This window comes from Tangfeifania sp., from assembly GCF_055108615.1.
Window position 1 is genome coordinate 1 of record NZ_JBSQIC010000091.1, and the last position, 15,285, is coordinate 15,285.

Annotated in this window: 11 protein-coding genes and 1 pseudogene; 9 read left to right on the forward strand and 3 right to left on the reverse strand. The window is 43.5% G+C overall.

Annotated features, from left to right (window positions below):
• Nucleotides 1-202, forward strand: a pseudogene (locus ACTCNA_RS15340) (IS1634 family transposase); the annotation flags it as partial.
• Between the two features lie 72 nt (nucleotides 203-274).
• Nucleotides 275-838, forward strand: coding sequence for a hypothetical protein (locus ACTCNA_RS15345; RefSeq protein WP_462948812.1), 564 nt, complete (start codon nucleotides 275-277; stop codon nucleotides 836-838).
• Nucleotides 839-1,051: 213 nt separating this feature from the next.
• On the opposite strand, the gene ACTCNA_RS15350 is transcribed toward ACTCNA_RS15345, so the two are convergent.
• Nucleotides 1,052-1,708, reverse strand: coding sequence for a NigD1/NigD2 family lipoprotein (locus tag ACTCNA_RS15350; protein ID WP_462948813.1), 657 nt, complete (start codon nucleotides 1,706-1,708; stop codon nucleotides 1,052-1,054).
• 66 nt (nucleotides 1,709-1,774) lie between these two features.
• Nucleotides 1,775-3,016 carry a serpin family protein gene (locus ACTCNA_RS15355; RefSeq protein ID WP_462948814.1) on the reverse strand — a complete coding sequence of 414 codons (1,242 nt, stop codon included), beginning with the start codon at nucleotides 3,014-3,016 and terminating at the stop codon, nucleotides 1,775-1,777.
• A gap of 240 nt (nucleotides 3,017-3,256) precedes the next feature.
• Between ACTCNA_RS15355 and ACTCNA_RS15360 the strand changes: the two genes are divergently transcribed.
• The 5 genes from ACTCNA_RS15360 to ACTCNA_RS15380 all read left to right on the forward strand — a co-directional run bounded on the left by ACTCNA_RS15360 (nucleotide 3,257) and on the right by ACTCNA_RS15380 (nucleotide 11,243).
• Complete coding sequence (locus ACTCNA_RS15360) at nucleotides 3,257-3,841, forward strand: RNA polymerase sigma factor (protein ID WP_462948815.1); 585 nt, start codon at nucleotides 3,257-3,259, stop codon at nucleotides 3,839-3,841.
• Between the two features lie 17 nt (nucleotides 3,842-3,858).
• Complete coding sequence (locus tag ACTCNA_RS15365) at nucleotides 3,859-5,241, forward strand: porin family protein (protein WP_462948816.1); 1,383 nt, start codon at nucleotides 3,859-3,861, stop codon at nucleotides 5,239-5,241.
• A 386-nt stretch (nucleotides 5,242-5,627) separates the two neighbouring features.
• Nucleotides 5,628-6,548, forward strand: coding sequence for a lytic transglycosylase domain-containing protein (locus tag ACTCNA_RS15370; RefSeq protein ID WP_462948817.1), 921 nt, complete (start codon nucleotides 5,628-5,630; stop codon nucleotides 6,546-6,548).
• 14 nt (nucleotides 6,549-6,562) lie between these two features.
• A complete protein-coding gene (gene uvrA / locus ACTCNA_RS15375; protein WP_462948818.1) occupies nucleotides 6,563-9,436 on the forward strand; it encodes an excinuclease ABC subunit UvrA in 2,874 nt (957 codons plus the stop codon).
• A gap of 142 nt (nucleotides 9,437-9,578) precedes the next feature.
• Entirely contained in the window at nucleotides 9,579-11,243 is a 1,665-nt protein-coding gene (locus ACTCNA_RS15380) for a uridine kinase family protein (protein ID WP_462948819.1), read from the forward strand.
• A 2-nt stretch (nucleotides 11,244-11,245) separates the two neighbouring features.
• On the opposite strand, the gene ACTCNA_RS15385 is transcribed toward ACTCNA_RS15380, so the two are convergent.
• Nucleotides 11,246-12,514, reverse strand: coding sequence for a serine hydrolase domain-containing protein (locus ACTCNA_RS15385; protein ID WP_462948820.1), 1,269 nt, complete (start codon nucleotides 12,512-12,514; stop codon nucleotides 11,246-11,248).
• 194 nt (nucleotides 12,515-12,708) lie between these two features.
• On the opposite strand from ACTCNA_RS15385, the gene ACTCNA_RS15390 reads away from it, so the two are divergent.
• Nucleotides 12,709-13,356, forward strand: coding sequence for an O-methyltransferase (locus ACTCNA_RS15390; protein ID WP_462948821.1), 648 nt, complete (start codon nucleotides 12,709-12,711; stop codon nucleotides 13,354-13,356).
• A gap of 8 nt (nucleotides 13,357-13,364) precedes the next feature.
• Nucleotides 13,365-14,747: an APC family permease gene (locus tag ACTCNA_RS15395; RefSeq protein WP_462948822.1), complete on the forward strand. Its 1,383-nt coding sequence runs from the start codon at nucleotides 13,365-13,367 to the stop codon at nucleotides 14,745-14,747.
• Nucleotides 14,748-15,285: the final 538 nt, after the last annotated feature.

A 15,285-nucleotide genomic window follows, 5' to 3' on the forward strand; every position in this document is an offset into this window, starting at 1 on the left:
CATCCACCACGACTGGCGAAATATTGTACGGATAATGAACACACAAAAAGAGGTGGTAACAACATTAAAAAACAAAAAAGGGGAAACCACCAGGATAAAAAAATGCAGTGTTCCCCCTGTAGGGGCAAAACAAATTTATGAAGCCCTGGGGTATAAAACCGTACCCTACTATATGAAAAAATCTGTGTTACCCGAATTATGAATATCTTAAATCCATCCGGCTGGAATACAGAATTTTATGATAGTAAGATAACAAGTTGGGTTAAAATATGAAATGAAAACTTCTCTAATACTCAAAAATAATCCAAATGAAAATGACAATTATAGTAATGTTTTGTTTGGTGAAGAAGTTAATAGTGGTATCCCCGCTATTTTAGGAGTAGGAGTTGGATACAATACTGATTTGATTGAAGCACAACTTTCTTATAACATGTATTTTAATAAGGGGGTTAATTGGGGGCCAAACACCAGAGATTATGCTGCCGGGTATGATGTGGTCCGTACCCGCGAAATAGATCGTAACGGCATGGAAATTGGCCTTGGGCTGCAATTTAACGTTGTCGGTAACTTTGCATTTAGTGTTGGCGGTTTATACGGAGACATGGGCATTGCCGACAGTTACCAGAGCGATTTCAGCTACAGCAATCCATCGGTTACTGCCGGTGCCGGTATTGAATGGCTGATTGCCGACGGACTGACGCTCGACGCTGGTTTCTCAAATACTTTCTACCAGGATCAAACCGTAACGTTTAACGATCCGGATGTTGGGCCATACAATGAAACACTGGGAAAAACTACCATGAATTTTGCTGTGGGGCTATCGTACAGTTTGTATTAAACCAAACGAGATATTAAAAAACAGGAACCCGGTTGTAATTGTGCAGCCGGTTTTTTTGTAGGTTTTGTTCTGCATAAAATTCACGTTTGACGGTTAAATTATTAGCAATAAATTTATTGAACCCGGTTCTGAAATACAAAAAGCTGCCCGTCATCCGACAGGCAGCTTTTACAGAACTAACTAGTACAGCAAAAGTAACTGATATGCTGTTTTTTAATTTATCTCAAAAATTTCGTTGTACACTTCACCACTGTTTAACCTGGCTTTAAGTACAAATTCTTTTTCACCTTCAATTATCAGAGGGGTTAAGTCGAACCTGAAATCTTTTGTAACCAAAGCTTCACAAACATCACCGTTGGCATCGTGCCTGATTTCAAATGTGGGAATATCGTTGCCGCCCGGATTCCACTGGTGCATGTAAGCCAAATCAACGTTATGCTCCTTGCAACCACCACTGTACGATATTTTTAGCTGGAGGCAGTCGCCGTCAACAAAAGCTTCGTGCAGAAAAATGGGATCGCGAGCCAGGCTGTCGTAATTTTCAAAATAGAGATCCACCCAGGGGGCGCAACTCAGTTCTTCAATATAAGTAACATCGGATGGGGTTCCGAGGTCGCAGGTAGGTATAACATTTTCGAGTTCTGAATATTCTACCAGAACACGCTGGCCGTGGGCAAAATTAAAATCATCGGGTGAATACAGCGGCTGTATGCGGTTTCCGTTGTCGAGTTCAATTACAAAACTGCAGTTTCCGGCCCCGGCGTAGTCAATAACTACCCCGGTTTCCTGAATTGTTGTAACCTCGTTATTCTGCTGGCAACCAATAATCACGGCTGCAATTAACGACAAGAACACTACGGATCGTTTCATGGCTTATTGTTTTCTAATTTTCTTAGTTATAACGTGTTAATTGCCGGTTTAGTCTTTCGGTTTTTATTATTCATCGTATTCCGGGTTTTGTACTTCTCCGATAAAAAGAATCGCATCCGTATCATTTTCGGTAATCGCAAACACAAACGGTTTGTTTACAAAAAACGGAACGGTTGGCGGCTCGTTTCCAATACTTGTTGTGGTAAACGTGATGGACGTTACAGCGGCTGCCTCGGTGCCGGTTTCATTCACATCGATAAACGATTTGTGTTTCACCGCGCTGATGTATAATTCGACATCAGATATTTTTGAAAAATCGGCCACTTCCGGGATAAATACTTTTTGCATGCCCATTTTTTTCAGCAAGTCGTTTAACCCGGCCTCAAAGGCAAACTTGAACCTTGGCATGGTAATATCCACGCGGTCGGTTTCTTCGAATTCATTCATCCACTTTTCCCATTTCGTTGCCGACAATTCGCCGATTACATCCTGCGAATTTCTCCCGGTTTCGGGCAGAAAAACAACCATGTTATACTGCCCGTTTCCGTAAGGCATTTTAATGGCTTTGAATAAACTGTTGGCGGTGTAATCCAGTTTTTCCAGCTTGTTCATCATCGGAACTTTAATTGTTGTGCCGTCCGATTTGTGGAAATCCAGTTCGTGCGTGCCCTCTTCGTCAAATTCGTTTGACCAGGTACCGTTAAAATAAATCGCATTTAAAAGCACCATCCGGTCGAGCGGATTCAGCTGTTCAATAATTTGTGTGATTTTATCATTGGTTTTACCTGCCACCCAGTTGTTTATGGTATTGACTGACGAGGGGGAATTAAAGTCGAGGCGTTCCACCTCAGCGTCATAAACATTTTTGTTTACATCCAGAAACGCAGGTTTCACCCCCATGATGTCAGCATAAAAAATGGCATTGGCAATTTCAAAATTCACATCCTCATCAAGTGATTGCAGCGCCTCGATTAACATTTTATACGAAGCGTTGATTTCATCGGCAGTCAATCCGTTCAGCTTCATCGCTTCTTCCATTTCGGTTTTTGTGTCTCCATCGGCACCGTTATACGCCATGCCCAGCGCTACCGAAATGCTCAGCGGCGAAATCATAATGTTTTCTTCGTCGCTGTCTTCCCGCACTTTCTGAAACATTTCCAGCCCGAACTCATTGTCGGCCTCAATCAGTCGGGCCGACTTTTCATCCAGATCGATGATGTTGTTACTGGGTGGCTGAACGTCGTTTTTCTGGCAGGAACTTATGGAAGTCAGTACAAAAGCCAGCAACAGTAATATTATTGTTTTCATGTTTTTTTGTTTTTTTATAGCCAAAATTTATTTACAGAAAAAGCTTTCAGTTCAAAGATGATGTCTGATTGAAAAAGGTTGCGTAAAATTTTACTTATTTTTTTATTTTTTCACGCAACCATTGTTTAGCCTGTTTCATCTAACAAGTGTTTTCATCGTAATCGAAAAAAATAATGTTACGGAACATTGGCTTGGTTTAAGGGTGAATTTTAAAATTGAAGGCAAAATTTATCCTTACTTTTGAAGGAACATTTAAAGCTGGGTTTGGAAGATTTAAAAGACATTATAACAAAAAGTGCCTCGGGTGATGTGCGTGCGCAGGAAAAGCTTTACCGGATGTTTGCACCGAAAATGTTCGGTGTGTGCCTGCGGTATGCAAAAGACCGCACCGAAGCCGAAGACAACTTGCAGGATGGGTTTGTGAATGTGTTTTCAAACCTGAAAAAATTCAGGCACGAAGGTTCTTTTGAAGGTTGGGTCCGGCGGATTATGGTGAATGTTTCGCTCAGCAAATACCGGAAGCAGCATATTTTGTACCCGGTAGAAGATGTTGGTAAATACGAAACGCAATCGTTTAACGGCGATATTCTGGAAAAAATTTCGGCTGATGAACTGATAAATTTAATCCAGGAACTGCCACCACGTTACCGGATGGTGTTTAACCTTTTTGTAATGGAAGGATTGAGCCATCAGGAAATTGGTGAAGCAATGAAGATTACGGAGGGGACTTCGAAATCGAACCTTGCGCGGGCAAGGGATATTTTAAAACGTAAGGTGGAAAAACTTTACGGAAAGCGTAAAACAAATGCAAATTACACTGCATAATGAAAGAGGATAAAAATATGGATAACGTATTCCGTGAAAAACTGGAAGGTTTTAAAACGGAGCCGCCAGCTTATCTCTGGGATAGCATACAGGGTCAGCTGGCAGCACAGCGCCGGAAAAAACGGATAGCTCTCTACAGCTGGGTTTCTGTTGCTGCGCTGCTGGTTCTTGCATTTTTAGCCGGTTGGTATTTCAATGAATCAGATGAAAAACAAGTTCCGCAAATGGCAGAAACGGAAAAGGTAAGCCCTGAAGAAAAATCGAATATCAGGGAACAAGGCGATAAAGTTCCTGAAAAAGATAAGGAACAAATGGATTTGGAACCGGTTGTACCCGAACGGTTATTGGCCGATGCAAGAGGCCAGAAATCAGAACTGCAAACATCAGAAAAAACCTCGTCCGGTTCAGAAATGGATGAGGAAAACAGAATGCTTGCCTCGGCAGGTTTGGAATTTATTCAACCCATTGAAATCAGTGAAATAAAAATGATGGAGGGAGAACAGGCAACTGGTTTGTCGGTAAAAAGTAAAATGGTATCTGCCAACCAAATTTTTACCTTGGATCAGCCGGTAGTGCATGAAAATGAGCAACAATTTTCCGGTTCACGCAGGGATAACACTGGCTGGAAGTTTGGGCTGAACGTTTCTCCCGGTTATTCGTCATACTCAGCCAGGCATGGTTCGGCCTACTCCAGTAACATGACGTGGGAAGCCGATAACGGGAATGCCAACCTTAGCGGAGGAATTTCTGTACAGTATAAGACCGGGAAGAGAATTAGCATTGAAAGCGGTGTTTATTACGCGCAAAACGGGCAGCAAACCGGCAGTTCGCCACAACTTTTTGGCAACAGGGCTCAATTGGATTATGCATCGGCTCCGGTCAACAAAAATTATTTTAATACCGCCGTAACCCTTGCCGATAACCGGATGGTCATGAACAGTACCGCCGGAGTAATTGAGTTTGAAGGGGTTCCCAAAGGCGCGGAAATAGCTGCCAATCTGGAAACTTTTGGTACTTACTCCAATTCGCTGCTGACGAGTGGCGAACTTTCACAGGTTTTCGACTTTGTGGAGATTCCCCTTTACCTGCGGTATCTGCTTTTTGAAAGTAAAATAGATGTGGAACTGGTGGGCGGTGTAAACGCAGGCCTTGTGGTTGGCAACAATGCCTACATCGATAATGAATACGGTGTTCAAAACATCGGCAAAACCCGCGATATTTCCCCTGTGAATGTGTCAGGAACTGTGGGCGTTGGGCTGAACTACGCCTTAGGGAAAAATCTTTCGCTGGCTGTGGAGCCGCGGTTCAGTTACTACCTGAATTCCATCAACCGCAACCCTGAAGTGGATTTCAGGCCCTATCGCGTGGGCGTTTATACCGGTTTGTATTATGAGTTTTGAACCAGTACGATTATTCCGGTTGAGAAAGACGATTAAACAATGTTCAGTAAGTCAATGCACTCATTCAAAGTGAGGATGCAATTTGATTTTTCTAACCAAACTATTCGATTTAATTGGACGGCATCGCGATGAGTGGTGCTGTCCTTTTTTTCTTTGTACTTCAGTTTAAATAGAGCAACTTCAGATGCCACAACCGCTCTGACAACGCAAGTTTCAAGATACAGGTACGAATGTTTTACGAAGTGAATTTGAAAATGGCCCTTTCATCTTAAAGACCTAATCATATTTCAGCGAGATGATTTCCATTCCAAACATTTGCACATCGATTTCGTTGTAATACAACGTTTAAAAATGTAATTTTGCATTTTTAAAAACAAAAAATAATAATGCAGAATAAGGGGTGGAGAATAATAGTAACACTGGTTTTGGCAGTAAACGTGGGCGTGATTGTTTTTATAGTAACGGGTTCGGCAAACTCAACTGAGCCGGCTGTTGTAAACGCAGAGGGAACGGCAAAATTCAAATCGATTAACATTCCCGATTCGGTTTCGTTTGCTGGCGAGCCCATGCCACTTCATCGTTTCGATGTTCGTGAATCGCTCGATCGCGAATTGCTGGTGAATTCCTATTTTCATTCGCAAACCCTGCGTTTAATAAAACTGGCGCCCCGCTATTTTTCGGTTATTGAACCCATTCTTGAAGAAAAAGGCATCCCCGACGATTTTAAATACCTCGCCGTGGCCGAGAGCGGCTTGAATCCCAGTGCTGTTTCGCCGGCGCGGGCCATTGGTTTCTGGCAGCTCATGCAGGGCACTGCCCGTGATTACGGATTGGAGGTAAACAACGAAGTGGATGAACGTTATCATGTTGAAAAATCGACTTACGCGGCCTGCGATTACCTGCTCGATGCTTACGAAAAATACGGAAGCTGGACACTGGTGGCCGCATCTTTTAATGCCGGAATGCGTGGAATTGACCGTCAGCTCGAACGCCAAAAGGCAGATGATTATTACAACCTGCTCCTGGTGACTGAAACTGGCAGATACGTTTTCCGGATAGCAGCTTTGAAATTAATTTTGGAAAACCCTGCCGCTTATAATCTTATTGTGCCTGAAGAAGATAAATATCCGGTTATCCCGACTAAGGAAATTGAAGTTGCCGGGCCGGTCCTCGATTTTGCAGATTTCGCACACGCCCACGACATCAATTACAAACTGCTGAAAGATTTTAATCCATGGTTGCGTCAGGCGTACCTGACCAATACTTCAGGAAAAACATACACTATAAAAATTCCGCTACTGAATTAGTTGAAAAGAACAGGATGCAAGAGACAAAATACACTGAAGAACAGGTGCTTGAGGAGTTGGTGGAACCCGAAGAAAAAATTGAAGTGCACGGTGCACGTGTTCACAACCTGCGTAATATTGATGTGGAAATTCCACGCAACAAACTTACCGTAATTACCGGTTTGAGCGGCAGCGGGAAATCATCGCTGGCATTCGATACCATTTATGCCGAAGGACAGCGTCGGTATATTGAAACTTTTTCGGCCTACGCGCGCTCTTTTCTGGGCAACCTCGAGCGGCCCGATGTGGATAAAATTACCGGGCTAAGTCCTGTAATTTCAATTGAGCAAAAAGTAACAACCCGCAACCCGCGTTCCACAGTTGGCACAGTAACTGAAATTTACGACTTCCTGCGGTTGTTGTTTGCCCGTGCCGGTGAAGCTTTTAGCTACAATACCGGCGAAAAAATGGTGAAATACACCGAAGAGAAAATCCTGCAGTTGATTAAAAGTGATTTTGCCGGGAAACGGATTCATATTCTGGCTCCTGTGGTTAAAGGACGAAAAGGCCATTACCGCGAATTGTTTGAACAAATCAGGCGAAAGGGATTTTTGTATGCGCGTGTTGATGGTGAGGTGACCGAAATTAAGCACAATCACAAAGTGGATCGTTACAAAAACCACTTTATTGAAATTGTAGTGGATAAGCTGGTGGCTGACGAAGGAAGTGAAAAAAGGCTGAAGGAAAGCGTGCAAACTGCCATGAAACAAGGCGGCGGCATCCTGATGATTCTCGATAACGATACCAACGAAGCCAAATATTACAGCCGGCTGCTGATGTGCCCTTCCACAGGAATTTCGTATGCCGAACCCGCCCCGCACAATTTTTCGTTCAACTCGCCGCAGGGGGCATGCCCGAGGTGTAACGGTTTGGGCCGCGTAACTGAAATTGACCTCGATAAAATCGTTCCCGATAAAAATAAAAGCATCGCCAAAGGCGGCATAGCTCCTTTGGGAGCTTACCGCAATTCCCTGATTTTTTGGCAGATTGAAGCCCTTGGTGAAAAGTACGGGTTTACACTGAAAACCCCGGTTAAAAATATTTCGGAAGAAGGTTTGAATGCCGTTTTGTTCGGAACCAACGAGCGTATTCAGCTTAAAAACACACCGCTCGGAAGCAGCCTCAACTATATGATGAGTTACGACGGAGTGGTGAAATACATCGACAGTTCGCGCGATGACAATCCATCGAAACGAGCACAAAAATGGGCCAACCAGTTTGTGAAGACAACGGTTTGCCAGGAATGTAACGGGCAGCGGTTGAAAAAAGAGTCGCTGCATTTTAAAATCGACGGGAAAAACATTTCGGAACTGGCCAATATGGATTTAAGTGAACTGGGAAACTGGTTCAACGACCTGGAAAAAAGATTGACAGAAAAGCAGCGTAAAATTGGAACCGAGGTTATAAAAGAAATTCGCGACAGGCTGGGCTTCATGCTTGGAGTGGGATTGAACTACCTGGCACTCGACCGTCCTGCCCAGAGTTTGTCGGGCGGCGAATCGCAGCGCATAAGGCTGGCCACACAAATTGGAACACAACTGGTCAACGTGCTTTATATTCTTGACGAACCCAGCATTGGTTTGCACCACCGCGACAATATGAGACTTCTGCAATCGCTGGAACAGCTGCGCGATAACGGGAATTCAATCATTGTTGTGGAACACGACAAGGAAACGATGCTCCATGCCGACTGGCTCATTGATATGGGGCCGCTTGCCGGCCGACATGGCGGGGAAGTTGTGGCTGCCGGCACTCCCGCCGGAGTGCTGAAAACAAAGACCCTCACTGCAGATTACCTGAACAACAAAAAAAAGATTGCCGTTCCTGAAAATCGCCGGAAAGGGAGTGGCGAAGTGCTGAAAATAACCGGTTGCAAAGGAAACAACCTGAAAAATGTGACGGCTGAAATTCCCCTCGGAAAACTCATTTGCGTGACCGGCGTTTCAGGAAGCGGAAAATCAACGTTGATAAATGACACACTGCAGCCGCTGCTAAGTCAGTATTTTTACAAATCGGTGCAGGATCCATTGCCGTATAAATCGGTAAAAGGATTGGAACTGGTTGACAAAGTAATCCGGGTGGATCAGTCGCCGATTGGCCGCACCCCGCGTTCGAACCCGGTGACGTACACCGGTGTTTTTTCCGATATCCGCAACTTGTTTGCGCAACTGCCCGAGGCCAAAATCAGGGGCTACAAGCCCGGCCGGTTCTCGTTCAATGTGAAAGGCGGCCGCTGCGAAGAATGTCAGGGCGGGGGAGTAAAACTCATAGAGATGAATTTCCTGCCCGATGTGTATGTACACTGCGATAAATGCAACGGGAAGCGCTACAACCGCGAAACCCTGGAAGTTCGATACAAAGGAAAATCAATCAGCGATGTGCTGGAGATGACCATCAACCAGGGCGTTGAGTTTTTTGAGAGCATTCCGTCGATTTCGGTAAAATTAAAAACACTCCAGGAGGTTGGACTGGGGTACATTACACTGGGGCAGTCGTCCACCACGCTTTCAGGAGGTGAGTCGCAGCGCGTGAAACTGGCTGCTGAACTTGCCAAACGCGATACCGGTAAAACACTTTACATTCTTGACGAACCCACCACCGGCTTGCATTTCGAAGACATCCGCGTGCTGCTCGATGTACTGAATAAACTGGTTGACAAGGGGAATACCGTGATTGTGATTGAACACAATATGGATGTGATTAAGGTTGCCGACCATATTATTGATTTGGGCCCCGAAGGAGGAAAAAACGGAGGTGAAATTTTATGCACCGGAACACCTGAGGAAATCATCAAAGTGAAAAAATCATACACGGCAAAATACCTGAAAGAAGAGCTGAAAAATGCCTGAAACTGAATTTTGACTGTCTGGTACTAACGAACAGTCTCATAAAGGAGTTGGAAACTCCTTTTCCCGGGAGTCGGACTTTCCAAGTCCGACATCTTTCAAGTGTTTGATACATTTATTACTTTTATCAGAAATATTACAGACAATGAAGAATATTGAAATTTACTGCCATAACACAAAAACAAAACATTCATACCCGTTGGGGACTTCACTTCTCGAAATAAGCCGCGACCTGGATATTAAAATGAAAAACACGGTTTGCGGGGCTATAGTAAACCATCAGGTCAGGGAACTTTCATTTTGTCTGGTAAAACCTAAACAGGTTGAGTTTTTCGATGTGTCGCATCCCGACGGTATCCGAATGTACATCCGCAGCCTGATTTTTGTGTTGTATGCTGCTGTAAAAGAGGTTTATCCGCATGTTTCGCTGCGCATTCAAAAAGGCATTTCCAATGGCTATTTTTGTGAGTTAACAGGATTTGGAAGAGAAATTACCAACAATGACATTGAGTTGGTGAAAGAGGAGATGAAGAAAATAATTGCCAAAGAAATTCCTTTTATTAAACGCAGATTGCTGACCGAAGACACTGTGGAACACCTCATGCAGGAAGGTCTGGAAGATAAAGCGCAGCTTTTTGAACAGCAAGGGCATTTGTTTACCAGCCTCTATTTCCTTGGAAATTTAGGGAACTATTTTTACGGGCATTTGCTGCCTTCCACCGGCTATATTTCAAATTTTAACCTTGAAAAATATTTCGATGGCTTGCTGCTCCGAATTCCTGATCCCGATAATTTTGATAAGCTGATGGAGGCACCGGAGCAAAAAAAATTGTTTGAAATTTACGAAGAACATAAAGACTGGGCGCAGCTGCTCAATGTTTCCACTATTAGTAACCTGAATGAATTCACGCTGAAAAAGCAAGGTGGCGATATCATTAAAATTGCCGAGGCGCTTCATGAAAAGAAAATTGCTGAAATAGCCAATATTATCCATTCGCGCAACAGCGATATAAAAGTGGTTCTGGTTGCCGGGCCGTCGGCTTCGGGGAAAACAACTTTCAGTAAACGGCTTGGCGTGCAACTGGCCGTGAACGGTTTGCACCCCTACCAGATTTCACTCGACAATTATTTTGTTGACCGCGAACACACGCCTCGCGACGAACATGGCAACTACGATTTTGAAGCGCTCGATGCCATCGATATCGATTTTTTTAATGAACAGCTTCTCGAACTCTTCCGGGGAAAGGAAGTTCAGCTGCCCAAATTCGATTTTCACCGGGGCCGCCGTTACCTGAATGGCGATAAATTACGGCTGAAACATGGTGATATTCTTATTGTGGAAGGGATTCACGGGATGAACCCGCGGCTGCTGACGGATGTACAGGAAAAGAATACTTTTAAAATTTTTATTTCTGCACTCACCCAGATTTCGTTCGATGAACACACCCATATCTCTACTTCCGATAACAGGCTGACCCGGCGAATTATTCGCGACAGCAAATATCGCGGCTACGGCGCTTCCGAAACGATTAAACGCTGGCCGTCGGTACGGCGCGGCGAGGAGAAAAATATTTTTCCGTACCAGGAAAATGCCGATATGATGTTTAATTCCGCCACGCTTTACGAACTGGCAGTGTTGAAAAAATATGCTGAACCCCTGCTGAAGCAAGTTCTCGAAAACCAGCCGGAATACATGGAAGCCATGCGGTTGCTTAAGTTTCTGTCGTATTTTAAACCGATTGATGACAACGAAATTCCTCCCACATCGCTGTTGCGTGAATTTCTGGGAGGCAGTAGTTTTGTCTATTGAATTTAACTTTTGTTCGTTGTTTCAGCTTCTTCGGCATCGGTAAGTATGCGCCGTGTATCCTGAAATTCGAAAAGTAAATCGAGGTAGTGGGGAACCGTTTGGGTTGCCAGGGTGTTGGGTGAATTGGTGAGAAAAACAATGCCTGTTTTTTCATTTTCACACAAAGCAATTTCAGCTTTGTAACCGTTTACGTATCCTCCGTGGTAAGCTATTTTCCTGCCTTTGTAACCTACAATCCGCCAGCCAATGCCATAGTGTTTCGATTCCACTCTATTCCAGTTTCTGAAATACCTGCGAGAGAGGTGTGAAACAACCTGCGGGGTAAATACAGCGCGGTGGATGTCATCGGTTAAAACCGGATCATCCTCGTTCAGCAAAGCCATTAAAAAGTTCGACATATCCGAAATGCTTGCATTCACTCCCGCTGCCGGGGCTGTGCTGTAGTACCTGTCGTTTAGTTCTTGCGCCCGGTAGCCACTTCTCCCTTTCGCGTGGGGATAGGCTTTGTTGGGATTATTTTTAAACGAAAGAAAGTCAGTAGAAGCATCTTTCATCCCGTAAGGGGCAAGTACTTTTTCATAAAGCAGTTCGCTGTAAGTTTTTGATGTTTTCGCGCGTAAAACAGTATCAATTAAACTGAACATTACATTCTGGTAACCGTACAGTTGTCCGGGTTGAGCAGAAACATCCACTTCAGCTAATTTTTGCATGATGACTTTCATCGGGACTTTTCTTTCAACCATGTTGTCGTAAGCATGGGGCACAATTCCTGAAGTGTGGCTCAGTAGGTTTCGCACCTTGAGATTTTTGGTGCTCACCGGATTTTTCAACCTGAACCCCGGGATATAATCTATAACCCTGTCGTCGAGGCTGAGAACCTGTTCTTTATCCAGGATTCCGGCCAGTACGCCGGTAATTGTTTTTGAAACAGATGCCAGGCGAAATACCGTGTGTTCGTCAATGGAATCCTTTTCGCCGGCTTTTTTTACACCGAAACATTTTGTAAAAGCAATCTGATCATTATAAATAATTGCTACAGCCGCCCCAACTGTTTCCGAGACTTGAATTTTTTCGCTTAACCATTGTGAATAATCATCGACAACTTCCTGAATTTCCAGTGATTCCGGAGGAGGCTGAACTTTATATCCGAAGGTGTCAATTTTTTCGTCGATGTTTTGTTCGCTTGTTGACGAAGTTAGCTGATTTTGGCTAAAAGCTACTAAAGCCAGTAAAACTGAAATAAAAAGAATAAGCGAAATAGGTTTCTTCATCCAATACTGTTTTTGTCTCCTGAGGAAGAAGGAAAGATCAAATTTTGTGTAACCGGAGCGCAAAATAGAAAAACTGAGTTTAATATGGAAGTATTGAATGGATTTTTTATTCAAAACCTTTTGTTATCAGGATATAAAAATAAGGGGTTTTCTTCATTTTTTTTATCTTTATGCACTATCATTTAAAAAGAAATATGGAAAGAATAAAATGTGCCGCCATTGTTTTTTTGATGATTTTCTGGGGCTGCAAAGCGCAGGGACAGTATCCAGAGATTGAAAACAGCACCGACAAACGGGTAAAAGCATTTTTAGAAGAGAATGCCAATAACTGGCGCGACATGAACGTGTCAATCACCGATGGCCGGATTCTTTATGATCTTGTTTTGGAAAACGATTTTAAAAGGGCAGTAGAGATTGGTACATCCACGGGCCATTCGGCTATTTGGATTGCCTGGGCTTTGAGTAAAACGGGTGGCAAACTTATTACCATTGAAATTGATAAAGAGCGCTACCTGAAGGCAAAAGCCAATTTTAAAAAAGCCGGGTTGGAAGATTATATTGATGCACGTTTGGGCGATGCCCATAAAATTGTGCCCCGGCTGCAGGGGAAATTCGACTTTGTGTTTAACGACGCCGACAAATACTGGTATAAAAATTATTTCATCGACCTGGATCCGAAACTGAAAGTTGGCGGCTGTTTTACGGCCCACAACACAGCCATGCAGGTTTCCGGCATTCGTGAGTTCCTGGAATATGTAGAGGGGCTCGATAATTACGAAACCACCTTTGCTCCCAACAGCCGGTCAGGGATTTCCATCAGTTGCAAAAAATCAGATAAGTAAGATAAGTTTTGAGCTTTTCAAACGATAACCTGGAGCGGAAACTGGGAATTTTCCCGGTTACCAATATTGTTGTTGCCAACATTATTGGAGCGGGTATTTTTACTACAACAGGTTATTTAATGGACTTTTTGGGAAACCCGGTACTGATGCTGGTGCTTTGGCTTGTAGGAGGTGTTGTTGCACTTTGCGGTGCAATGGCATTTGGGGAGCTGGGCGCTACTTTTCCCGAAGCTGGAGGAGAATACACTTTTATTTCAAAACTGTTCCATCCGATGTTGGGCTTTTTAAGCGGCTGGCTTTCCCTGATTGTGGGGTTTTCGGCTCCCATTGCAGCATCGGCCATCGGTTTCAGTAATTATTTCATCTGGGCATTTCCTTCCTTTCAGTCGTGGTTTTTGTTCGACCAGATTATGAGCCCGGATATGTTTAGCCGTCTGCTTGCCGTTTTGGTAATTGTTATTTTTTCGTTGCTTCACGCACGGGGTGTGGTATTGGGGGCGCGAATACAAAACGGGCTTACTGTTTTAAAAGTTGCCCTTGTGATAGGTTTAATTATTGCCGGTTTTGCTTTTGGCCAGGGCGATTTTGAACACCTGAAAGCATTTCCGAAATCGGGGCAGGGGTTCAGTTTTAATTTTACTGAACTGAAATCGGTAGGTTTGTCCCTCATGTTCATTATGTTTGCCTACAGTGGCTGGAATTCGGCAACCTATATCGGATCTGAAATTAAAAATCCATCAAAGGTTATTCCCCGTTCGCTGATTATTTCCACGGCGATGGTTACGCTGCTTTATTTGTTGCTGAATCTGTTTTTTGTGTATGCTATTCCGCCTGCAAAAATGGCCGGAGAACCCGAAATTGGAGGCGTTGCTGTAAGACTGGCATTTGGCGATTTTGCCGGCACGATAATTTCATTGCTCATCTCTTTTGCCTTGTTTTCTTCGCTCAGTGCATTTATAATTTTAGGGCCGCGGGTTTATTTCTCCATGGCTCGCGACGGGTATTTTTTTAAATGGGTATCAAAAGTGCATCCCAGGTTTAAGGTGCCACAAAACGCGTTGCTTTTGCAAAGCGCTATTGCCATTGTGTTGGTTTTATCTGGCACTTTCGAGCAGATAATTGCCTACATGGGATTTTCTTTGGGTATTTTTCCCATTATTGCAGTTCTCGGTGTTTTCAAACTGCGAATGAAGGGCGAAAGCAAACTGAAACTTCCGGGTTATCCTGTGGTTCATATCTTTTTTATTTTAATTAACCTGGCCATTTTGGTGCTGGCCTATTTCGAGCGACCCTGGGAATCTTCCATTGCCATTCTTACAGCACTTTCCGGAATTCCGTTGTTTTACTGGTTTAAAAAGAAAAAGAGGATCAACGATCATTTTGACAAATAGGGGAGTGGGTTTGAACTATGTTTTAGAGATAAAATCTGTGATTTATCGCGCAAATGCTTTCCCAATCTCTATTCCAAAACCATGCAGGGAATCAGCCAGTTTGAGATAGATAATCAACCCCCAGCCAAACACATTGAACATTATCAGCACATAAAACAACAGGCTCTCTTTTTGATTTTTTCGAATTTTGTGCAAATGCTTTTCCTAATCGGTTTAATTTAAAAATAACTAAGCGATGCAATCGAGCGGTGGCATTGGCTAACAGTCACTTATAAGTTGTCGTTGCGGATTTCGAAGAGCGTCAGCGTCCGGTAGGACATGACGGTCAAGAAAGGAGCGGAGACAATGCACCGCACGAACCCCGCAATGCAATTTGCAAAATGTTGAACTAAATCCCTACGGGATAGCTCTTTTCAATAATTTATTACTCGACAAATATTTTAATTCCATTCTGTTTTGGTTCTGCTTTCTATTTTTACGTTTTAAAATATACTGCAATTAAGTTCTTATATTTGTGTTTTAAAGTTCTTTTTAAAGG